Source organism: Nostoc sp. TCL26-01 (assembly GCF_013393945.1).
GTDB lineage: Bacteria > Cyanobacteriota > Cyanobacteriia > Cyanobacteriales > Nostocaceae > Trichormus.
Genome location: NZ_CP040297.1, coordinates 1062100 through 1084391, shown reverse-complemented (window position 1 = coordinate 1084391; position 22292 = coordinate 1062100). Strand labels below are relative to the sequence as shown.

General features: G+C 38.7%; 29 protein-coding genes. 15 read left to right on the top strand and 14 right to left on the bottom strand.

The window, feature by feature from the left end; all coding sequences use genetic code 11:
• Positions 1–61: 61 nt before the first annotated feature.
• Positions 62–1132 carry an Mrp/NBP35 family ATP-binding protein gene (locus FD725_RS04550; protein ID WP_179047026.1) on the bottom strand — a complete coding sequence of 357 codons (1071 nt, stop codon included), beginning with the start codon at positions 1130–1132 and terminating at the stop codon, positions 62–64.
• Positions 1133–1341: 209 nt separating this feature from the next.
• Positions 1342–1881, bottom strand: a complete 540-nt coding sequence (locus FD725_RS04545; protein WP_179047025.1) for an SRPBCC family protein — start codon at positions 1879–1881, stop codon at positions 1342–1344.
• Positions 1882–2373: 492 nt separating this feature from the next.
• Here FD725_RS04545 and hemF point away from each other — a divergent pair, with 492 nt between their 5' ends.
• Both hemF and FD725_RS04535 read left to right on the top strand, forming a co-directional pair.
• Positions 2374–3417, top strand: coding sequence for an oxygen-dependent coproporphyrinogen oxidase (gene hemF / locus FD725_RS04540; protein ID WP_179047024.1), 1044 nt, complete (start codon positions 2374–2376; stop codon positions 3415–3417).
• 415 nt (positions 3418–3832) lie between these two features.
• The gene (locus tag FD725_RS04535) at positions 3833–4201 is read left to right on the top strand and encodes an STAS domain-containing protein (protein ID WP_179051420.1); all 369 of its coding nucleotides are present in this window, start codon (positions 3833–3835) and stop codon (positions 4199–4201) included.
• 117 nt (positions 4202–4318) lie between these two features.
• Here the strand turns inward: FD725_RS04535 and FD725_RS04530 are convergent, their stop codons facing one another.
• Positions 4319–4915, bottom strand: a complete 597-nt coding sequence (locus FD725_RS04530) for a chromophore lyase CpcT/CpeT (protein WP_179047023.1) — start codon at positions 4913–4915, stop codon at positions 4319–4321.
• 90 nt (positions 4916–5005) lie between these two features.
• On the opposite strand from FD725_RS04530, the gene FD725_RS04525 reads away from it, so the two are divergent.
• Complete coding sequence (locus FD725_RS04525) at positions 5006–5431, top strand: TMEM165/GDT1 family protein (RefSeq protein ID WP_179047022.1); 426 nt, start codon at positions 5006–5008, stop codon at positions 5429–5431.
• A gap of 142 nt (positions 5432–5573) precedes the next feature.
• Entirely contained in the window at positions 5574–5879 is a 306-nt protein-coding gene (locus tag FD725_RS04520; protein ID WP_179047021.1) for a TMEM165/GDT1 family protein, read from the top strand.
• Positions 5880–5983: 104 nt separating this feature from the next.
• On the opposite strand, the gene FD725_RS04515 is transcribed toward FD725_RS04520, so the two are convergent.
• Entirely contained in the window at positions 5984–6472 is a 489-nt protein-coding gene (locus FD725_RS04515; RefSeq protein ID WP_179047020.1) for a DUF4149 domain-containing protein, read from the bottom strand.
• Between the two features lie 189 nt (positions 6473–6661).
• Between FD725_RS04515 and FD725_RS04510 the strand changes: the two genes are divergently transcribed.
• Both FD725_RS04510 and FD725_RS04505 read left to right on the top strand, forming a co-directional pair.
• Positions 6662–7225 carry a DUF2808 domain-containing protein gene (locus FD725_RS04510; protein ID WP_179047019.1) on the top strand — a complete coding sequence of 188 codons (564 nt, stop codon included), beginning with the start codon at positions 6662–6664 and terminating at the stop codon, positions 7223–7225.
• A 274-nt stretch (positions 7226–7499) separates the two neighbouring features.
• The gene (locus tag FD725_RS04505; RefSeq protein ID WP_179047018.1) at positions 7500–8804 is read left to right on the top strand and encodes an NYN domain-containing protein; all 1305 of its coding nucleotides are present in this window, start codon (positions 7500–7502) and stop codon (positions 8802–8804) included.
• A gap of 501 nt (positions 8805–9305) precedes the next feature.
• Here FD725_RS04505 and modA read toward each other — a convergent pair.
• Positions 9306–10103 (bottom strand): molybdate ABC transporter substrate-binding protein, encoded by a 798-nt coding sequence (gene modA, locus FD725_RS04500; protein ID WP_179047017.1) that lies wholly within the window; start codon positions 10101–10103, stop codon positions 9306–9308.
• A 100-nt stretch (positions 10104–10203) separates the two neighbouring features.
• Here modA and FD725_RS04495 point away from each other — a divergent pair, with 100 nt between their 5' ends.
• Together FD725_RS04495 and FD725_RS04490 are read left to right on the top strand one after the other, a co-directional pair.
• Complete coding sequence (locus FD725_RS04495; protein WP_179047016.1) at positions 10204–10659, top strand: molybdopterin-binding protein; 456 nt, start codon at positions 10204–10206, stop codon at positions 10657–10659.
• A 170-nt stretch (positions 10660–10829) separates the two neighbouring features.
• Entirely contained in the window at positions 10830–12116 is a 1287-nt protein-coding gene (locus FD725_RS04490) for a tyrosine-type recombinase/integrase (protein ID WP_179047015.1), read from the top strand.
• A gap of 245 nt (positions 12117–12361) precedes the next feature.
• On the opposite strand, the gene FD725_RS04485 is transcribed toward FD725_RS04490, so the two are convergent.
• From FD725_RS04485 to FD725_RS04445, 9 genes are all read right to left on the bottom strand, one after another.
• Positions 12362–12589 (bottom strand): hypothetical protein, encoded by a 228-nt coding sequence (locus tag FD725_RS04485; protein WP_179047014.1) that lies wholly within the window; start codon positions 12587–12589, stop codon positions 12362–12364.
• 113 nt (positions 12590–12702) lie between these two features.
• Positions 12703–13140, bottom strand: coding sequence for a hypothetical protein (locus FD725_RS04480; protein WP_179047013.1), 438 nt, complete (start codon positions 13138–13140; stop codon positions 12703–12705).
• Positions 13137–13949 (bottom strand): hypothetical protein, encoded by an 813-nt coding sequence (locus tag FD725_RS04475; RefSeq protein ID WP_179047012.1) that lies wholly within the window; start codon positions 13947–13949, stop codon positions 13137–13139. The genes FD725_RS04480 and FD725_RS04475 overlap by 4 nt, the downstream gene beginning before the upstream one ends.
• 11 nt (positions 13950–13960) lie before the next feature.
• Positions 13961–16432, bottom strand: coding sequence for a hypothetical protein (locus FD725_RS04470; RefSeq protein ID WP_179047011.1), 2472 nt, complete (start codon positions 16430–16432; stop codon positions 13961–13963).
• On the bottom strand, positions 16433–16684 hold the full coding sequence (locus FD725_RS04465) for a hypothetical protein (RefSeq protein ID WP_179047010.1): 252 nt from the start codon (positions 16682–16684) through the stop codon (positions 16433–16435). It abuts the gene before it with no gap.
• Between the two features lie 221 nt (positions 16685–16905).
• Entirely contained in the window at positions 16906–17262 is a 357-nt protein-coding gene (locus FD725_RS04460; RefSeq protein WP_179047009.1) for a hypothetical protein, read from the bottom strand.
• The gene (locus FD725_RS04455; protein WP_179047008.1) at positions 17259–17924 is read right to left on the bottom strand and encodes a hypothetical protein; all 666 of its coding nucleotides are present in this window, start codon (positions 17922–17924) and stop codon (positions 17259–17261) included. Before FD725_RS04455 ends, FD725_RS04460 begins: the two co-directional genes overlap by 4 nt.
• A complete protein-coding gene (locus FD725_RS04450) occupies positions 17911–18258 on the bottom strand; it encodes a hypothetical protein (protein ID WP_179047007.1) in 348 nt (115 codons plus the stop codon). Before FD725_RS04450 ends, FD725_RS04455 begins: the two co-directional genes overlap by 14 nt.
• Positions 18258–18602: a hypothetical protein gene (locus tag FD725_RS04445; RefSeq protein ID WP_179047006.1), complete on the bottom strand. Its 345-nt coding sequence runs from the start codon at positions 18600–18602 to the stop codon at positions 18258–18260. The genes FD725_RS04450 and FD725_RS04445 overlap by 1 nt, the downstream gene beginning before the upstream one ends.
• A gap of 164 nt (positions 18603–18766) precedes the next feature.
• Here FD725_RS04445 and FD725_RS04440 point away from each other — a divergent pair, with 164 nt between their 5' ends.
• From FD725_RS04440 to FD725_RS04410, 7 genes are all read left to right on the top strand, one after another.
• Complete coding sequence (locus tag FD725_RS04440; RefSeq protein ID WP_179047005.1) at positions 18767–19345, top strand: hypothetical protein; 579 nt, start codon at positions 18767–18769, stop codon at positions 19343–19345.
• Entirely contained in the window at positions 19345–19716 is a 372-nt protein-coding gene (locus FD725_RS04435) for a hypothetical protein (RefSeq protein ID WP_179047004.1), read from the top strand. The genes FD725_RS04440 and FD725_RS04435 overlap by 1 nt, the downstream gene beginning before the upstream one ends.
• Before the next feature lie 349 nt (positions 19717–20065).
• On the top strand, positions 20066–20341 hold the full coding sequence (locus FD725_RS04430; RefSeq protein ID WP_179047003.1) for a hypothetical protein: 276 nt from the start codon (positions 20066–20068) through the stop codon (positions 20339–20341).
• Between the two features lie 134 nt (positions 20342–20475).
• Positions 20476–20694: a hypothetical protein gene (locus FD725_RS04425; RefSeq protein ID WP_179047002.1), complete on the top strand. Its 219-nt coding sequence runs from the start codon at positions 20476–20478 to the stop codon at positions 20692–20694.
• A gap of 19 nt (positions 20695–20713) precedes the next feature.
• Positions 20714–21127 carry a hypothetical protein gene (locus FD725_RS04420; RefSeq protein ID WP_179047001.1) on the top strand — a complete coding sequence of 138 codons (414 nt, stop codon included), beginning with the start codon at positions 20714–20716 and terminating at the stop codon, positions 21125–21127.
• Entirely contained in the window at positions 21124–21555 is a 432-nt protein-coding gene (locus tag FD725_RS04415) for a DUF4326 domain-containing protein (RefSeq protein ID WP_179047000.1), read from the top strand. Before FD725_RS04420 ends, FD725_RS04415 begins: the two co-directional genes overlap by 4 nt.
• On the top strand, positions 21552–22292 hold the full coding sequence (locus FD725_RS04410) for a hypothetical protein (protein WP_179046999.1): 741 nt from the start codon (positions 21552–21554) through the stop codon (positions 22290–22292). The genes FD725_RS04415 and FD725_RS04410 overlap by 4 nt, the downstream gene beginning before the upstream one ends.

The window sequence follows — 22292 nt, the reverse complement described above, 5'->3', positions numbered from 1 at the left end:
ATGACTAATGACTATTGACTATTGACTATTGACTAATGACTAATGACTATTGACTATTCCCTCATGTTAAAGCCGCAACTGACACCTTACCTGCAATTGCTAGAGCGATCGCTTTTAAGGCTTTTGCTGAGGCTGAATTAGGATCAGCTACTACTATAGGCACACCATTGTCACCGCCGATTCTTGTGGAAATCTCCAAAGGTACACAGCCTAATAAAGGTACACCCAACTCGGCTGCTGTTTTAGAGCCGCCACCGGAACCAAAGATATCGTACTGTTTGCCTGGCATATCTGGAGGAATAAAGTAACTCATGTTTTCTACTATTCCCAAAACAGACACGTTCATTTGCTGAAACATCCGCAAACCTTTACGCGAATCTAACAACGCCACATTTTGCGGTGTGGTGACAATCACAGCCCCTGACATTGGCACTGCCTGAGTTAAGGTTAACTGAGCATCTCCTGTGCCTGGAGGCATATCCACAATTAAATAATCAAGTTCACCCCACTGCACTTGATAGAGGAATTGGCGAATTACTCCATTTAACATTGGCCCCCGCCAAATCACAGGCTGATCCCGATCAATTAAAAAGCCCATGGAAACCAATTTCACGCCATGATTAAAAGCAGGTTCGAGAACCTCACCTTTTTCCGTGGAACGCACGACAATTTGTGCATCAGCTAGCCCTAACATTGTGGGATCATTGGGCCCGTAGATGTCCGCATCCAGTAAGCCGACTTTTGCTCCTGTTTGCGCCAAAGCCACAGCCACATTTACAGCTACCGTGCTTTTACCTACACCACCCTTACCACTGGAGATAGCAATAATATTTTTGACTCCAGGGACGTTGTTGCGATCGGGTACATTTTTTTGCTGGGGTGTTTCTGCTGTCACATCCACACTCACATCAATCACCCCAGGTAGCTTTTTCACCGCTTTTTGGCAATCTTCGACAATAAATTCCCGCAACGGACAAGCCGGTGTAGTCAAAACCAAAGTGAAACTCACCCTACCACTCTCAATTTTGACATTGCGGATCATGTTCAGTTCTACCAGACTTTTCCGCAATTCTGGATCTTGCACTGGTCGCAAAACTTCTAAAACAGATTGGGCATCAAGAACATCGTACATAAAAATTCAAAATTCAAAACGAAAATTCAAAATGTCAGCAATAAGTTGCTTAGTGTTTCCTCTAAGATCGGCGTAATAGAATTTAAAGATATTTTATTAACACCTCATAAAATCTTAACTTTCTTTAGGAACTAAAAATGGAGAGATGGGGAGAGTGGGAGATGGGGGGAAAGAGTAATTAAGTAATTTTCTCCTTGTCCCCTTGTCCCCTAATCCCCAATCCCCAATCCCCAATCCCCAATCCCATTAAACGGCTTCTTCTTGGCTGAAACTGCTTGCAATGCGGCTTTTTCGACTGCTTCCACTAGAGAACGTGCCACACGATCTGCGTAAGGGCGAGAAAATGACCAAATTAGGGGCGATAACCAACCACGTAATGTCACTGAGTAAGATAAACAAGTACCGCAGACTGTAGATTCTACTTGGTATGTCACCCGTTCTTCTACCCCAGGGATAGCCATGACTCGGATACTGAGTAATTCCCTGGGGTTGACACGTTCGACAAAAATTTGGATGGGAATAGGGGAAAAGCGAGTTACAGCTTGATAAATTAATCCTGGTTTGGGTACTAAGCCGTAGGGGACGTTAGTACTTTTCAATAATGGATGCCAGGAAACATCTGTTAAATCTACTACCTTTTGCCACAGTTCATCGACGGTAGCAGAACTAATTTCTCGATACGTCTGTGCCAGAGAAACGCGAAATTTACGGCGTTTGCGGTGAACGAATTTGGATAACCACGATCTCATTTGCCTAATCCTCCTCGCTACACACTTGTTGGCAACTCTGGAATGCTTGGCTACTATGGTTCAACCCGGAAAAACATTTGCTTAAAATTGCCCTCAGCATAGTAAACCTCAATTAGGCAGAAAGATAAAGCGATCGCTTGTGAGTTGAAACCCAAATTTGTAAGGTATCACCATAAATCCGTACAGCAGCACATTTGTACACAGTTCGTTGAAAACCTGAAAGCGTGACCTCACTGCCAAGGTATTTGTAGACTAGTTCACCAGAGTCTGATGTTCTATCAAGAAGTACAACAAAAACTTAGTCAATATACAAGCCTATACGCATTTGAGGGAAAATAACTTTAATCATGCCCATTAATCATGTAAACGTTTTTAACAACTAAAAAACTGTTTGGGCAATTTGAGCCTGATTTTTGGCTCGTGCTGCCCACAAATTTTTTAAACTAAAAATTTGTGGTTCTCAAAGAAAATCTCACTTAGGTTCGGGAATCTATGGTAATCAACTCACAAACCCCAACTGTCAAAGCCAAATTATCACCATCTTTGCCAGCGACTGATGCGAAGGCTAGAGTCAGTCATTTTATGAAACAGTTACAAGATGAGATTACACAAGCCTTAGCAGAACTCGATGGTGTAGGTAAATTTCACGAAGATAGTTGGGAACGTCCAGAAGGCGGTGGTGGGCGATCGCGTGTGCTACGTGATGGGGCAATATTTGAACAAGCTGGTGTAAATTTTTCTGAAGTTTGGGGTTCCCATCTACCACCCTCAATTTTAGCTCAACGTCCTGAAGCTGAGGGACACCGCTTTTACGCTACAGGTACATCCCTGGTGTTACATCCCCGTAACCCTTATGTACCAACAGTTCACCTCAATTATCGCTATTTTGAAGCCGGCCCTGTGTGGTGGTTTGGTGGTGGTGCTGACTTAACACCTTACTACCCCTTTGCCGAAGATGCAGCCCATTTCCACAACACCTTGAAGCATTCTTGTGACCAACATCACCCAGAATATTACCCAACATTTAAGCGCTGGTGTGATGAATATTTTTATCTCAAGCACCGTAATGAAACCAGAGGTGTCGGTGGTCTATTTTTCGATTACCAAGATGGCCAAGGTGTTTTGTATCGTGGCCCCAACCCCAAAGGCGAAGCTGCCAATTATAGTAACCAAGTAGGAGAACCCGCACCCCGCAATTGGGAAGACTTGTTTAGCTTTATCCAAGGTTCGGGCAGAGCCTTTTTACCTGCTTATGTTCCCATTGTAGAACGTCGTCATGGGATAGAGTATGGCGATCGCCAACGGAATTTCCAACTTTATCGTCGCGGTAGATACGTCGAATTTAACTTGGTTTATGACCGAGGCACAATTTTTGGCTTACAAACTAACGGGCGTACTGAATCTATCTTGATGTCTTTACCACCTCTAGTCCGTTGGGAATACGGTTATCAACCAGAACCAAATTCCCCAGAAGCAGAGTTGTATGATACATTCCTCAAGCCTCAAGATTGGAGCAACTGGACACCCAATCATTAGTTCTCAGCAGATGGGGAGATTCTCAATTTCCCCAATAATTAACTCTATGCCCTCCAGTAGGATAGGATCTGACGCTGCTTTACCAAGACAGACTCATCAATATACTGGCAAAAAATTCCTTGTCTTCTTCATTTCAGTACTTGTGTCTGGGTACTCACCTGGTTTTTGGTGAGTTAAACTACTAAAAGTAAGCACCTAGTTAAAAGGTGCTGTTTTTAGCAGCAGCTTGTTAATATTGAGTTTCGGTACTTAAATAGTCCTGTATTTGGTGAGTTACATAAATTACTACTTTTTCCAACTAATTTTTAGTTGAGAGGTAAGTAAAAATTGTTGCCAAGAAATTTTCTCTTGCTCATCAATTCCAGGACTAACCCAGCCAAAGTCAAACTTGAGATGAGTGTCAAAGGAAAGTTTAGTGATTCATATAGAACAGACCACTTATACAACTCAAGACAGTAACACCGTTATTGTCTTGACACCAGCAGGTCGCCTAGACATCACAACTGCTTGGCAATTTCGCCTAAAATTACAAGAGTGTATTTCTAAACTCAGCCATCATGTAGTTGTGAATCTTGGCCAGGTAAACTTTATAGATAGTTCTGGTCTTACCTCTCTGGTTGCCGGGATGCGTGATGCTGATAAAGTAAAAGGTAGCTTTCGCATCTGTAACGTTCACCCAGAAGCAAAACTCGTGTTTGAAGTAACTATGATGGATACAGTCTTTGAAATTTTCGAGACTGAAGAGGAAGCTTTAGAAGGTGTACCCCGTAGTATTGCTAGTTAAGAAAGTAAAGAGTGCTGAGTTATGAGTATTGGTCATTGGTCAATAGTCATTAGTCATTGGTCAATAGTCATTCGACTTCCGACTTCTACTCAGCACTCAGCACTCACTACTCAGCACTTAATACTGTTCCCGCTTGGTGTAGTGATAGGGCCCTGTAATTGCTCCCCAAGTTGCTTTGCCTGTTTCTTGGTCAATTCCTTTATCGTAAGTTTTTAATTCTACCTCTGTCACATCAAAACCTAACGCAACTTGCACCGTATTACCCAAATAGGTGAATGTACAACATACATCTGGAGGGGGAGTAGCGATAAATTGGTAATTGTTAGGTGTGATTGCGTGCTGATTAACTATAAGAATGCAACCAGGTAGTAGTTCTAAGTGATCTAGAGTTAGTGTTTTCAGTAAGCTGGGATTACGACCTGCACCAATGACAACACTAGGGTCTTTAATCATGTAATACTGTACACGTAACAACTTTTCTGAATCAGGATGAGGCATTAATCGCAGAATGCGTTGGCGATAAGGACGATCTAAATTGACTATATTCGCTTGTTCGGCAAATAGAGTAAAGCTATCGTCTGTAAATAAATCAACTGGTCTTTGCCAAAGACGCAAGTGAACAAACCAAACAGGTTCAGACATGGCTTGTTCTCGATTATCAAATTCTCCTGCTAGATAATTACCTAATGTAATTAAGTGATTTGAAAAGCCCATATTTATTAGAAACTTATTTGATAGGTTGCAATTGATCACAAAAATCTGAGAAAATGAGAAAAATATGAAAACTATTTAGCACTACTGCCTGTGAAACTTGACTCTGCACCTGCAACCCTAGCTGAAATCTCTAAAACTGTAAGCCAGCTAGAATTAAAAGATAGTGATGAATCTCCACTCACTACTATTATTGAGCCAATTGAGCCTGTTGTTACCGATAGTCCAAAAAAACAGGATTCAGCAATTGTTGTTTTTGCTACTACCTTTGTAACTATCTTTTTAGCAGAAATTGGTGATAAAACCCAGCTATCAACTCTATTGATGAGTGCAGAGTCTCACTCGCCTTGGGTAGTTTTTCTGGGTTCTGGAGCAGCATTAATTACCACTAGTTTGTTAGGTGTGCTATTGGGTAGCTGGGTATCTAAGCGCTTCAGTGCCAAAACTTTGGACAAATCAGCAGGAATCATGCTGTTGTTTATTTCTCTCACTTTGTTTTGGGATGTATTGCACAGTTAGTCATTGGTCATTAGTCAATAGTCAATAGTCAATAGTTAATAGTCAAATTATTTACTCCCGCACTCCCCCACTCCCTACTCAGCACGGGCTAAACGCCCCGCTTCCGCTAACAGCACTCACTACTCCCTCACTCCCAAGTATTATGGATTGGCATCTTTTAGGATTAAGTTTTATTACGGTTTTTTTGTCAGAACTAGGTGACAAGAGTCAGTTAGCAGCGATCGCACTTTCTGGTCGTGGTCAGTCTGTGCGTGCAGTATTCTTTGGTAGTGCGGCGGCGTTACTCTTAACCAGCTTTTTAGGTGCATTAGCTGGGGGTGCTGTAGCTGAACTTTTACCTACGCGCATATTAAAAGCGATCGCTGCGGTAGGGTTTGCTATCCTCGCTGCTAGGCTATTGTTATTTAATCAAGCAGAGTCTGAGGAATCACCAGAAGCAGAACAATAAAAATAAGTCAAGCAAAAAAATATAAATAAATAATGCCTACCAGTTGGATTTACACGCTTGGTAGGCAATTTTTGCATTATTCATTGGACTTTCGTTGTCTGACTTTAAGACTGTCGCCAGCACCAGCTAAAAAGTGTACCGCCTACTATTAATTTGGTTACTTCTAGGAAAAAATAACCGCCATGTAGTAGATTCATTTGGTCAGGAATTGTCGATGCTGTAGCAAATAAATTCAGATTCACTCCCACAGCCGACATTTGAGGAGTGAAGAAGTAAGTATTTAATAGAGCGATCGCTAACAGCATCAAAGCAGAAATCATACCGTTAATGTTGTTGTGGTCATGAGTTTTTCGCCAAACCAGTACGCCAGTCAAGACTACAGCCGCAGATAATAATTCCAAGCGATTAAAAACCCAAAAAATCACATAACCTGCTGTAGTAAAACCTGCTTGGCTCATCATCCCTGACAGATATAGACTAGGCATAATTACCCAATCTAAAACAAGGCTAGCACTCAGCCAAAAGCCAAGAGCAAACAAGATAGCAGTTTGCCAACTTGGGTGCTTGAATTCAACTTTAGAAATAGCATTCATAAGAATAATTGCTGGGGTTGTATCTTTAGTTTGTCGCGTCAATAGTAACTTTGACAACAGATATCAATTATCTTTTACATTGACGATGATATTTGCAATGTATTAATAATAAATATTAAATTTATTGGAGAATACTTAATATATTAACCAAGGTATAATTAATATCTAATTGCTAACACGGGTAGAGCTATGCGCCTGGCAGTTTTATTGGGTAGAGCGATCGCCACCTTAGTCATTCTCAAAAGTTGTACTATCAACCAAAGTCAAGCAATTCAATTGCAAGATGGTACAGTCTATTTTGTCCAACCACCACGGCTTGTGGAAGTGACAACAACCTATAATGAAGTCAATTTTTGGAGTGCAACCTATTATTTCACCGTCAGCCTACCAGAAAACGCCAGCGAACCCCTACAACAGATCACGATTAATCAGCACGAAGGAGTAGATGATATTCGCTTCGACTTGGAAAAAAGTTTTGCCTTTGAAGGTACACGTTCCCGTAAAGGTCAGAAAATTGGCTTAAAAGATGTCACCAGGGAAAATAAAACTAGAACATTATCTGTAATATTTGACCCTCCAGTACCTCCTGGCAAAACTATCACCATTGGTTTAAAACCTTGGCAAAATCCCTCCGTGGCCGGAGTTTATCTATTTGGAGTTACAGCCTCGCCTCCAGGCGAAAAAACCCACAGTCAATTTCTCGGTTATGGTCGATTGCAATTTTATCAACGCAGTTTCTTTGGTTTTCCGTAATCAGGCTAGAGGCTAGAGCGTATCTAGGGTGTTAACTTTGTACTATTTTAGGTGTTAAAAATTCATGCAAAATATATGCCATTAGTGTAAATCCATTAGCACCTTCAAGCTTTCCACATCTCTGGTTCTAAGCTTTCAGTGAGATGTTCTATTAGGTAAGCGCTGCTGAACACGACCTTTAGATGACTTAGTCCCTGCTTAGAGTAGTGCTTGAAAGAAATCAGTGAGTATTTTATTTTAAGTAGAACTAATAAATAGAAACGAGGTTGTATTGATGAAATTCAACACGGTAATTTTTTATGATATTGAGAATCTATTAAAAGGGTATAGTTTTTCACAGCAAATGATTGCAAATTTATCTTTAGAGGAGATTCTTGAATCAATTCGTAAAACTGAAAAACTTGGGCAAATTGCCGTACAGCGAGCATATGCAAATTGGAGCGATTCTCGCCTTTCAGTCATGCGTGGAGAAATCAATGAGCTTGGCATAGATCCAATTCAAGTTTTTGGATTTTCTCGGGAACAGAAGAAAAATGCGGCAGATATTCAACTTGCTATTGATGCTATTGACTTAGCTCACGTTCGTCCATCTTTAGAAGTGTTTGTTATTGTCTCAGGAGATGGTGGTTTTGCTGCTCTTGCCAAAAAATTACATGAGTATGGAAAAACTGTAATTGGTTGCGCTTACAGGAATGCGACTAATAAAACTTTTCAAGCTGTTTGTGATGATTTTGTTTGGATAACAGACCCAGATGAAGAAGAACATCAATATAGAGCAAGCTTTCAAACTTTAACCATTAAGCAATCTGATGGGTTTGATCCGCGAAACTCTCGCCTCATCAATCAAGTTAAACGGACAACATCTTCTTCATCGGAAGATATTGTAGTGAAAACAAAAGAAATATTAAATTGGTATGCTAGTGATCGATTCTGCCAATCAGACTTAGCTCGTTCTGGGATTTATTTGTCAGTTATACAACAAGCAATCAGTTATATAATTCCAGGACTTCAGCCTATTCAACTAGGTTTTGCCAGATTCATTGAATATATGCAATATGTATGTCAAGGGTCAGAATTATGCATAGCACGTATTCCTCCTTCACAAGTGATCTTAGCTCTTCGCAGTTCAGTTCCTAAAGGAAGCGAAGTTTTACCTGATCTGAACTCCAGAGAAATTCACTCAGTTGATACATATCGATCAATTTTGGCATCAGGGTCACCTATTTATCGCCTTCCGTCGCCGGAAGATTTATACGCAATCTCAAATTGGATTGTTAGAAATCCAGTTCGTCAAGTTGATCTTGGAACGGCTATCGAGGAAATAGTTACTGCATTAAGTGGAGAAATTTCATCAGAGATAGTGAAGTTTACATTATTCAGTTTTATTTCAGCAGAAATGTTTATTCGAGAACCCGAAGGCGTTCACGTTTCTGAACAAAAGCTATCATTTCGAGATGATATTCAGTCTTTAGAAACTGTCATACGTATCTTGAAAACTGGAGTTATGCAAAAAATAAACACTATTCTCCCTTCTGTCAATGAAGAGGTGTTGCGACAAATTCTGCCAGATGCCAGCTAAACATCCCACTTTTCCTACAATTCACCAATCTTCTGCCGTAGGGATGAGCAGCCTTTAGGATTTCTCATATTCTCGACGTGCAATGGTTAGTGCTTTCAAATCAGCCTCGTCTTGCGCTCCTGCAACAAGCTCCTGAAGAACAACAATAGACAGTAAAAATTTTCAGAGAGTTGATTGAATCTTCCACAGATCAAAATATTTGTATGAAATTTTTTGCCATAGATATCTCCTTTGACTCTATAAGATATTATTATCGTATATGGGATCACTACTTGATTTTTGAACAGATACGTAGTGGCGTGGCAAGACTAAAGTAGTGCATTAGGCGTAGGTTGGGTTGCGCTACGCTTAACCCAACCGAGATTAGAATGTTGGGTTACGCAAAGCCTCCACCTAACCTACAACTTTATTGCAACTGGCTGTCATTGCCTCCAGATGCGATCGCACAGTTAAATCTGAGATGAAAAAGGATTACCCATTACCCATTACCATTCCTAACTATTAAGACACAATAAAACCGTATTTTTTGAGTACAGCTTTAACTTGTGAGCTAGTTGCTAGATACTGGGCAAATTCCTTGGCAGCATCAATATTTTTACTACTTTTGACTACAGCTAAAGGATAAATAATTGCTGAGTGGTATTTTTCGTCAGCTGCAACTACAACTTTCACTTTGTCAGAAATTTTGGCATCAGTGACGTAAACCAAACCTGCATCGGCATTACCGCTTTCTACCGAGGCCAAAACTTGCCGCACATTGTTAGCATAGACTAACTTCGGCTTGATTTGTGGTAGGAGTTTCAATTTTTGCAAAACTTGTTCAGCATATTGCCCAGCCGGTACACTTCTGGGTTCGCCAATGGCGATTCGTTTAATTTTCTCATCCTTTAAGTTGTAGAAGCTAGTAACACCACTGACGTTTTTCGGAACAACCAAGACTAGGCGATTTTTCGCTAAGATACTACGAGTCCCAGGAACTAGTAGTTGTTTTTGCTCTAAGGCATCTACTTGACGTTTAGCCGCCGAGATAAAAATATCTGCTGGCGCACCTTGTTCAATTTGTTGTTGCAACGCCCCAGATGCACCAAAGTTATAACTAATGTTGACATTGGCTTTACTCTGTTGGTAGAGAGGCTTAATTTCTTCTAGTGCATCTTTGAGACTAGCAGCCGCAGACACCAGTAAGTTGACGTTTGATTGTGCTGCTACAGGCTCAGGTGTAACTAATGGTAAACCAATGGCTAGAAACCAGCTAGCGATCGCTACACTAATAAAGGCGAGAATGTCTCTTCGTTTCATAAGATAACCGTGTTTAGATAGATCCTTCTTTAAGGGATAGACGCTTGGTAGGATCGTACTGACGATAGTTCCGATATTTACCAACTGAATTGGTAACATTATGCCAAGAAAAGAACAAGGATGGATCACTTTTCAAACATCAGAAGAGGAGCGTAAGATTCTGGAGGAGTTCTGCCAACAGTCTCAGCGCACCAAAACAGAGATTTTGCGGGAGCTTGTGCGCGGACTTCATCAGGAATCCCCACCACCAAAACCAATACCAACCAAGCAGGTGGCTAGGGTGGAAAAAGCAGCAACTGAAGTTGTTGAGTTAGAAGTTAGTAGTTCTAAGCGCCCGTTAAAAGTAAGTTCCCGGAATATTCTCAAAGGTATTGTCAAAAAAGTTATCGTTGGAGCTGTTAATAGTGAAGTAACGTTAGAGATTGTTCACAAAGTTGAATTAACCTCGATTATCACGAGAATGTCAGCCGAGGAGCTAGAACTAGTAGAGGGTGCAGAAGCTTATGCAGTGATCAAATCTAACGATATTGTGATAGGATGCGAAAGTATCGATTAGTCCAATGTATCAGATATTGAGCATCCACTTTTGAGCATTAAATGAGCATTATGGTAAATTCACCAAAGACACCCACAGGTAAGGCTAAGAAAGGTCAGGTAACAGTCAGACCAGATTCAGGAAGTATTAAAGCTTGCTTCCCTCGTTCCTACTTTGATGAAGGTAAACAGATGAAGCTAGCGACTGGTATCCCAATGGTTGACGGATGGGAAGCTACAGCAAGTAAACTCCAACGACGGTTACAGATTGAGTTAGAGGAGGGTAAGTTAAGCGATGGTCAGGGAAACTTCAATCTAGGACGGTATCAGGAAATACTAGAGGAGTATGGATTAAGAGCAAGTTTGCGTAGTCCTAAACTAACGCTAGTATCGGATGACCAGTTACCACCTAAGCCTGAGTTATCGTTACTCGAAGTCTGGGATATGTACTGTGAGTACAGAAAGCAAGGGTTGAGAGAGAGTGTTTATCACAGAATGTATCAAGGACAGTACAAAAATTATCTTCAATCAGCAATGGAAGCCACCAAGTCAGAAGATGCTTTAAAAATCAGAAATTGGCTAGTAGAAAATAGACATTTAAAGTTAGTCAAGCAAATCTTATCTAATCTTTCTAAGGGTTATCAATTGGCTGTTAAAAATAAGCTATTAACTCATAATCCCTATGATGGTCTAGCTGATGAGATAATGACTAAAGGAGCTAAAGGTAAAAAACAAGATGAGGTAGAAAGTGATAACGATGTGCTTGACCAGTCAAAAGCCTATACATGGGATGAAGTACAAATAATACTTAATTTTGTTGAAACTAAATACCCTCATTGGTTTAATTTTCTAAAATTTAAATTTCTCACTGGATGTAGAACAGGTGAAGCCGTAGCTTTTATGTGGTGCGATATCGAATGGGAGAAAGAGAGAATTTTAATTAGGCGAACTTACGATAGAGCAACTAAAAAATTCTATCCGTTAAAAAACGATAGTACATATAAAGGTGAATTAGTTCGCAAATTCCCGATGCCTAGAGATGGTGAGCTATGGACATCATTAAAATCAATTCCTCAAGGTGAAGATACCGAGATAGTGTTTAAAAGCAAGGGAGAAAAAATAATAAATAGCGCAGTATTCAGAAATACATATAGTGGAAATAAATCTATAAGGATAAGGGGAATTATCCCCCAATTAATAGAACAAGGTAAGCTAATAAAGCAACTCTCGCCCTACAACACTAGACATTCATTTATCACTCACGCTGTTTTTGACTTAGGAATAGATGAAAAAATAGTCTCTAAATGGTGTGGGCATAACATTGATGTGAGTAACAAACATTATCAGGATGTAGCCATATTTGCGGAAAGGGTTAACCCACATTTACCGCAAACAACAGAGTTAGACATACTCAAACAACAGCTACAACAGCAACAGGAACTGATTAACAAGTTATTAGCTGACAAAGATAAAAAATAACCAACATAACCCCAACAAATAAAACCTACTAGCTATAACGTTAGTAGGTATTTTTTTATATTATATTATTTATTATTTTTATTATTTATATATTTAATATTTATCTAATTATATATTTTAAAAATCCTAATGTAGTACTGTACTACATCCGGTAAAAATAAATAAAGATTTTAAAAAATAGATAGTTAAAAAAATAAAAAGAGTTACCTAAATAGGTAACTCCTATAAATCATGTATTTAGTTAATTATACTTCGCTGAATTCTAGATAATACTCCTTATCCACTTCAAAGAAGTCAACAGCATTAGGATTAGTTATCGTCATCTCCAATTTACCATCCGGTGTAGCCTTCCAGAATTCCTTATTCTCGTCTGAGGTATTAACCACTGGGTACAACTCAACCTTCACACCTGAGAATCCAGTAAATCTGGTAGTGCTAGAAACTTGAAATTTAGCTTTCATAATATTCACCAATTTAGGTTACTCAATTTTAGTCATCTATCTCTCTATCTTTCTATCTCTACTTTTATTTACTTAAAGTAATACTTAAAGTAATACTTTAAGTATTCTAGAACATAGACAGAGACTTACTCACGTACCTTAAAACCACTGTGGCTTTGCAAATAATTCTCTAGTTGCTTCGTTTCCCCCTTCACTTCCTGTAACTCTTCCTCCCACCGCTTCCTGTTATGGTCAATCTTCTGGTCTAGCTGTCCCATCAGGAATTGCACAGTCTCCTTACGGTTAACGTACTCTTGTAAGTGAAGGTCTAGCTTCCTGTCTAATACCAATACCTCAGAATTCAAAGTTTTGAATTGCTCTAAAGCCTTGGTATTACTATTTAAATCTTCTCTTAAATCCCTAATTGAATTACTAATAGTATTAAACTTAGTGATTACCTTTATCGTTCCACCCAACAACATCGAAACACTTACTAGAATACCCAGCAAGATACCCGTTGATTCTAGGGTGAGGGTTAAAGTAGGTTGAGTGTTACTGGGGTTTACAGCTATTATTTTGTTCATTTTACCAATGGGTTATATCTACCAGTTGTATCAACTAAAAATACATCTTTATTCATTCCCGGTAACGACATATAAGCGTACCTGAATCTAATATTAGCTATAGGTCTGAATCTTTTTTTCTTTCTCTGTTTACCATAGACAAGATGGGTGGCGGTAGTAGAGGTACTATTTTTTTTAGGCTGGCTAACGGTTAACTTATCATCATCAAAAGTAAAATTCTGACAAGCTAAAAGCCTACGTATAACATCAATAGCATCAGGTTCAGAATTGCTATAAATACGATTCCTGTATCCCTTCACTTCATCTACATACTTATAGATATTTTTTCCTTTAGTAAAAACTATCCCCTTACCTGATACTATGAATTCCTGTTTTATTTTTAGTCCAAGGGTTCTAGCTTTAGCTTCTGTAAATGTCGCCTGTGTTTCATCCATAATCCTGAAACTATATTCAGCGTCTACAGGGTCAAGATTATCAGGGGTAGCAGCAGCGTCTTGGGAGAAATAAAAACAGATTAATGGTCTACCTTCAACAGGAATACTTTCGTCATTCCGTACCCCATGAAATACCACTAAATCTTCTTTACCTACTCCTAGAATGTCATAGAAAAGTCTAAATCTCATTTCCATGACTGGGGCTGTATCGTTATCTAGTATTGTACAAGCTGTTCTTAGGCTTCCCCTATTTGTAGCTATTTCGGGTTCCCAATCTTCACCACCAAGGTCAGAGAAAAAATCCCTCACCTTGGCATTATGCTGCTTCCTTATTACATCTTGTAAATGCTCAAAAGTGTTATCAGGTAAAGGCATTTTATTTACTTCTAGCTATTTGCATTAAATAAATCATCTTTGGTAATTGACGCACCGATAGAGCTAGTTTTTGCTATTTGCTGCGACTCTTTCACCTTCTTAGCATCACCCACGTTAGCACCGTCTTTTGTGTTTTCATCTTGAGTGACAGCTTTGATTACCTCTGTAGTTGAATTGTTAAACTCAGTTGCAGCTTGAATAATATCTAACGGTACTTGAGTTACTTGCTGAATAGTACTTGCACCCTGTTGAGCATTCTGGAAAAAGTTCAACATTCTACTATGGTAATTAGGATTGGGATTCATCCACTCATAAGCTTTCTCTCCTACTATTCCCCATGTTTTTAGAGCATTACCAATCTTGCCATTTTGCCCTCCTACAATCTCTAGTCCATTGGTAATAGTGTGTCCAATGTTTGTGAAACTATTGAGTACGTTACTAGATGCTTGATAAATTCTATTAGCCTTTGCAAAAGCCAAGGACATTTCTTTGTAATTTTCAGCACCTATTACACCTTTAACTAAATTCTCTACTGTGCCATTGATTAATTGCCCTATATCAATTGCACCTCCTTCGTCATTTTTAATTCCTATTAACTGAAGAATGTTACCTAAAGCGCTACCAAGAGTAACAGCAATATCATTACTAAGTTGGAATGCGTTATGTATTGTTGCTGCGGTTATTAAAAGATTCAATACTCTGTCTAGCTGCAACCATGAGGCAATCTTTCCTAGCTTCCCTGATATACCGCCAGGAATTTGTTCACCCAGTTTGTTGTTGATGGTTGGTAATAAAGCTAAATTACTCGCTAAAGTTCCAGCATTTAAGCCCGTGTTTACAGCATTAAGTAAAGCGTTAGTGTTGTTATTATTATTTCCGGTAATATTGCCCACTGCATTATCTATCGCTTGTTTACCACAACCTGTTCTTAGGTTTTTACACATTGCAGTACCCACGCTATTCTCTATCTGTGGAAGCGTAGGAATAGATGGTTTTAAAGTGTCAGCTACTCTGCCAGGAATAAGTGGTATACCTGCAAGTGTTGGAATAATTTGGTCAAGCTTGGGTATGATTTGGTCGAGTTTTTGATTACCCTTCTCGTTCATTTTTTCTATCTCTTGTATCTTTATTTCAAGCGTAGTTAATCGATTGTTGTCCTTGTTTAAGTCGCCCTGAACATCTTTCCTGAGTTTGTCTATATCAGGCTTTACTGTGTCAATAAGGGATGTTTTTCTTTCTACTTCCCGAATAAAATCGTTAACCTGTTTATCTACTTCTCTTATCCCTTGTTGAATGATGTTAGACGTGGCATTACCTTGTTTAATTTGGTTAAGGAAGTCTTCAGATAGCTTTCTTTGTTCCTCATTCCATTTAGCACCCTGAGCTTCAAACGATTTACTATAAGTATCTTGAAGACTCTTGACTACTCCATCGAAATAACGAGTAGTAACACCATTTTTAACTATCTCTGTGTATCCGTTTTGCAGGGTATTTACTGTGGCTTGTACAGGTTTAATGATGCCCTGCAAAACATCGTTAGTAGACTTTAATTTGCTATCGATAGCAACATTATTTTTATCAATAGCAGAGTTAATATCTACCTTCGTTGCTTGAGTTGCTTTTAATGATGTTATCTCAGCTTTGAGTCCATTGATTGTGGTATTGATGCTAGTTTGAAAATTGTCTTTTACCCCATTAGTAAAAGATGCAATTTTGGCATTAACATCAGCTATCTGTTTAGCAAAACTTGCGTTCTGCTGTTGTATTTGTGAATTAATTTTTGATGCTGTCCCCCTTGATTCTGCTAGCACATCATTTGCATATTTTCTAGCATCGGCAATCTTGGATTCTAATATTGTTCTACCTTGGCGTACTTCATACAAAGCATCATTAGATTTTTCTCTAATAGGTACAAGTTGCTTTTCTAGTCCATATACCCTATCTCTTGTTCGTTGGTCTTCTAATTTATTCTGATTCAATTGTTGAAGAACGGCTTTTACTTGTGCTTGTGCTTGTAAGGCTCTACCATTTACTTTTGTTAGTTCAGCATCGAGGGTATCAGAACGTTTGTCGGCTGAATTTTGTACTATCCCTGCAACGATTGACTGTAATGCAATTATTACTGCTACTCCACCAAGTGCAATTAATCCACCAATAGTGGCTCCTACTTTTGAAGCTTTACTGGCATTGTTTCCACCTCCAGGAATCTTGCTTAAAAAACTATTCCACAGATTCTTACTTTCCTTGACATCTTTATTTAATACATCGACTACTTTCTGTCCCGCACCAAACTGCTTTTCTAGTGTTTTTACACTAGAAGTAGCGGTGCTGACACCTCGTTTTATTTGGTCAATTTCTGCTATTGATGACTTGAGTTTACGTAATGCTTTAAACTGCTTATCGTAAAAGTGTAATTCCTTCGATAGATTGGTCAATGATTCAAGTACCAATCTCCCCGATTTCGTCTGCGGTGGTAACGTCATTTATTTAAAGATAGATATTATTGGTTTGAATAAATTAGCTATTTGAGCAAATAAATTCTCTATACTCTGACAATAATTCTCAAGCTTATTAAGTCTGTTATATATGTCAGCTAAGTTTTGGTTTTTATTGTTTTTATTATCGTTGCAACATCTTTTCTGTTCTTTTTCTAACTCTCCAATGCGTTTATTTTGAGCGTCAATCTTGCGCTCTAATCTCGCTAGTGCTGCGTCAATATCTTTGCACTGTGCCATAGATTATTTCCCCACCTTCGCAGCAAGGTTATTTATTTTATTTGCTGTTGGTTTACAGGGGATACAGCAAAATCCAGGGTAGCCAGGATGCTCACATTTAATCTGTCCCGGTGGACATTCATCGCTACAAACAACATCCCAGTTAGCGCTACCTTTGCGACTTAATTTAACTGTTGACTTTTTATCAACAACCCTCACTTCTGTATATAAATCCCCTCGTACTAGTTGCAAGTTTGAGAAAATTGACCCATAGCTACTATTTCTTGCCATGACAATAGTCGTTTCTTTCTGGGGGGGGTTCCTGATGCAACTTTTAAATCAACGATTTTACCATCAGAACTTGAGATTAGTTGATAAGATATCGGCTCCTCAAGTATTCCTAATTCTTTAAAAGAATCATAAGAATCTTGAAAATTATTACTGTTAGGTCTGACATCGTGGTGGTATGTGATTTTGTAGGAATAGGAAGGTTTGCTGGTTACCTCTACACCAGGGTACTCACTCACTACACTCTCTTTATCTCCACCACTCCATGTAATTTTTACGGTTGCAGACTCCTTACCCTCGCAGTAGCTCATATCGCTTGCACCTCACCATAAAATTCCAACTCTGAACAACAAAATTCATAAGTTCCTGCGCTATTAGGAGCAGTCATTACAAGCTTGAAAATTTTGTATGCAGTAGTTACGCCTGTTACGCTTACTCGCAACCAATCAAACGGATTATTGAGCGTGGTGTTATTTGTTTGACTGTGTATATCAATCCAGTCTATACCGTTGTTACTGCCTTGTAATTTCCAACTTCTTAGCGCGTAACCGCTATTAGCGTCGTGACGAATTATGTAATCAGTTACCTTCAATTTATGGGTTTTGAAGTCTACACCCCAATAAGCGTTTTGAGCGCTAGCGGGATAGTTGCCGCCACCAGTGGTTCTGTCAACAATAGAAGCTAGATTCGCAACTCCCCCACCATTGGAAATTACTGTTAGTTCACCAGATGTATGTGGATTACTCCAGTTATCATCGAGTCTCGTTGCTAGCCAATAGCACATTCCTTTGTTATCACCAAATTCACTAAAAACAAGAGTAGGTAATGTATTGTCGGCTGGAGGTTCTACTCCCAAATAATCTCTTAATGTGCTAACTCTTATCACGGAAACAATAGCATTAACACTATCCCAACCCAGTAGTAAATCATTTTCAGATAATTGCAATAATTCGGGATACTCATTCAGCTTCATATGTGTCGATTACTATTGTGCGTCTGATAAATCTTTGATTGTTTCTATCAGTGAAAAAATCATTCCATCTTTTCATCTTTAAAAAAGTGTAAGCATCGGTGTTATCAAATTCAATTAGGTTATTACTTTCATCGTTAATACCTTGATTATTTTCATCTTCTATAATTCCCTGAAAATTTCTGATTGCATTAATTAGGATTGTAATCAGCAGAGATTCAGCAGTGTTGTTAACAAGTGGTGACAGTAAAGGAAAATCAGACTTTTTAATTATTAAAGCCTGATTATTTTGAATGACATTTTCACCGAATATATGTTGTATTTTGATTTCGTACATTAGTAGTCGTCTGGGTCTATTCCTGTGTCGTTGTAGGCTTTGTCAAGTTCAATGGTAATAGTATCTCGAATGTATCTAGCCGTAGTATTACCGTTTATCCGAGTAGCAAAGCTAGGTTGATTTTCGACATCAACATAAACACTCTGGTCTATACTTGAATCCCTGTTTTCACTCGTTAAGCTAGCTGATGCTTTTTTTAAAATTGCAACAAGTAATGATTCTGCCGAATTACTGGAATTTACCGTTAATCCTGCGTCAACAAGGTCAGACTTGAGAATCGTGAGTGTAGTACCGTTTTGGGTTGCACCTTGTCCAAAAATATCTGTAAGTGTGGGTTGAGCCATTTTTAGGTTAAGTGTTTGGATAACAAATAGTATATCTGTACTATTTGTTAACTGTGTAGAGTTATCTAAAAAACTCATGGAAACGTATAGGTTTCCGTCAAAAAAGAACAGGGTAAAACCCTTGTAGAGTGGGGAGAACAAGATTTTTGACGGAGGGATAAAAAATGGCTAGACGTAAAAGTGCATACGAATTAGAAGAATTGGCTAAAATTGCTCGTGCTAGAGAAGCCGCGAGAAAAGCGGCAAGGCTGGCAAACCCAAAACCTTATAAAGCAAGAAAACCAGAAGATTTTCAGATTGCTTATTACCGTGACCCGTTAGAGACTGGTAGGTTCTTACAATTTGAAGTTAAAAAGCAAGCTTTAACTAATTTAGGCGGTATCGCTGAAGTTGGTTTATTAGCTACCGTTCCCGATGGTTCTGTAGTAGTTGAGGTCAACAAAGGTTCCAAAATTGCAGTAGTCAAACTTCGCTGGTATTACGGTGATGCTACGGCTGAAGTTAAAAATACTAGCTACGGTACTAGATGGATTAAAAAATACGACGACAAAGGTGGTCAATCTCACTGGTCTACTCCATTTAGTGTTGCCACCGGTACTTTTACGATGAATACCATCCTTGATAGGTTCAAAGCTATTTTTAACGACAGCACCAAAAGAACTAACATACTTGGTGCTAATGGGTATGCTGAATTAATTGTCGGATACGGTAAACAGTACTCAATTCTTGATACCAGTAAATAATGGATTGGGAATTAATAGGGGAATTACAGGTATCTGACGTATGGCAAGCTTTTAATAACGATGTTATTTCAGATACCTTTCGTATCACGACGACTATTACCGATGTCGTAGGTTGGGAGACTGAAAGAATTAGGTCAGGAGCTTATTTAAGGTTTATTTATCCTGACCCATTGTTATCTAAATCTCGAAGTATTTACATACCTGTCAATGATTCGCCGACTATTTACGAATTACCCATACCAAAGGAATTTAAAGATGAAGGATACGTGATTAGAACTCCATCGGTCAGGCTTTCATCTCGATGGGTAGGAAAAATCAATTACCAGCAAGGGTTCGCTAAATGGAAACTCAAACTTGAAGCATTAATTTAATAAATTTTTGAAATAGATGTCATTGAATGACATCTATTTTTTTTATTTAAAACGTTCATCTTATACAAGTTTTTACTCTATTTTTCCACAGAAAATAACTATAAATAAGTGTAAACAAAATGAGATTTACGGAATAAAACCTTATCAGTAATAGCTTTTAGGGTTTCTTGTTCATGGTATTTCGGCAATAGTAGCAAATATAAAAAAATACATTCGTTTATTCCGTACTATTGAACAATAAAAATCTAGGGAATCCGGAATAAAAATATTACGGATTGTTACGAATACTTGAAAAAAAAAAAAGACCGTGCATAACCTCAAATACAGGGCAATAAATGAGGTTAAAACGATGCCTAAAAAGTCAATTATTAATCCTAGAACTCAAGTTGTTTCTCTCATCCGTCATGCTTCTCTAGAGTTGTCAAATCTTGCTAATGAGGTAGAGCAATTAGGGGATATCGGTAAACTAGAGAAATCATTACAGAGTTCTCCTAACTTGATTGAAATATTCAGAAAAGCTACATGGGAATTGCAAAACTCTAGACTGGATAAGGTTTCTGACCTTTTGAGTGAAGCTAAGGATGAAGTAGCTAACGAGCAACTAGCAGCAGTATCTACCAATTAATCTCTCTACCTAAAATTACTTTAAGTAATAGTTAAAGTATTACTTAAAGTAAATCAAACAAGACTATGAAAGAAGAGAACATACACTGGTCTGAATTATTTGGAAATCCCGTGCTGTACTCATTGCATCCAGCGATGCTATCCGAACAGGGATACAGATTAAAAACCTCTGCACCAATTAAAGGTGGTAGCAAGAAGGAAAAAGTACCTGTAACTGTGGTATTTGACGAAAGCTACGTAGTTGAGAAACTTTCACGAATCCTAGAACAGCTACAGCCACAAAATTACAACGATTTTCAGAAGGTAGTATCTAAGGCTTATGCCCACTGGAACGAGAAAAAAAATAAGGAGTAAACCATTTTGGTTTAACCCAATGTCAGGCGGTATTATTCCTGCGGGTTATCCGCTAACAGTAGCCCAGAAAAAAAACCTTGAGTATTTTGATTCAGCTTTAGAATTCAAGGTCTGGGGACATCTCCGTAAAAAGTATGGTGCTACTTACATCAATAGACAATTTGAGATTCCTTTACTTCCACAGGATGAATGTTTCCCAGCTTTAACTTGGAAGTGTGACTTCTCTGTATTCACTCCATCAGGATTGATACTTTTTGAAGCTAAAGGGGAATGGATACTGCATGATGATTATGCTCTGGCAGACTTCCGTAAAACTCTGAGACTATTACAGCTATTCCATCCTGACTATTTCAACTATCTGAGATTGGTATCAGATAAACCTTGGAAATTACCAGGGAGTAACCTAACGGTGATAGGGGTAGGGGATATATGAATATCCTTAAAATGGATAGTGAGGATGCTTGGTATACTCCAGGACTTGAGTATGTAGGTAAGTCGAGTAAAGCGTTAGTGCTAGCTAATCCTTGGAATCACCGGAATGGTAGACACGTAAGGTATCTGACTACTAATAGAGGTGAGGCTTTGTATCGATACCGTGAATGGATGATGACGAGATTGATACCTAATTGGGTGTCCGGTTTAAAGTATCACGGGTTGCATGACTGGGAGAAGGAATATTTAGCTAGAGTGGTTGACCTATCTGAACGGATAGAACGAGGTGAGGTGACTTCTCTGGGATGCTGGTGTATCAATGTCGAGAACTATCTGATGGTTCCTTCTGGTACTGAAAAATGCCATGCAGAGATACTGTACAAAGCTTGTTCACATTTAATTGCACATAGACAAGGAGCAATGTTATGAAACAATTCTGGTATATCGAGCCTAAAGGTGATAACAAATACGCTTCGGTTGGTTGTTCTGACTGGCATGATGCTAATTCAAAGATTGAATTTTCAGAGTTGGGTTTTTGTCAGGATGATGATTTTTATCACGTATTTGCATACGCTACTAAATTCTCAGAGATTCAGGTATTTAATGATAAAAACTGGAAATTTGAACCGCAATTGGTGAAGTTTAAAGTAGCTAAAAAAGACTATCAAAAAGAGGATAGAGAGAAAAATAAAGTAGACGTTAAACAATCACGTCTTGAAAGATGGCTGTGTCACCTATTCAACGGGTTAGAAGAAGGTGTTATTTACTCTGGATTTATCAACCTGAAAGATGACCCCTACTGTGATTTGTTTACTAAGGGGGTAGATTTTGACGGGAATCCTATAGACCCGTTGGTATTAACTCAGATGTTAAAGATGTCTGTAGTCATCAAGCCTGTAGAATCACCTGAACAGATTAAACCTGAAGACATTAAAGCACCAAACAGTAAAAGTGGATTCAGTAAAGGTGGATATAGTGGTAAACCTGCACAGACTGAACTAGAGAAGTTGAGCGATAGATTAAGCTTTGTCTGTTCTCAGGTGAATGCAATGGGTGAAGGTGTACCAGTCGAGAACCTTGCACAGTTAGCGGATATACTTGCTACCGCAGCCAACAAAAAAGCAATACAAGAGGTGTTTACTCTCTGTACTGCTTTAATATCCTAA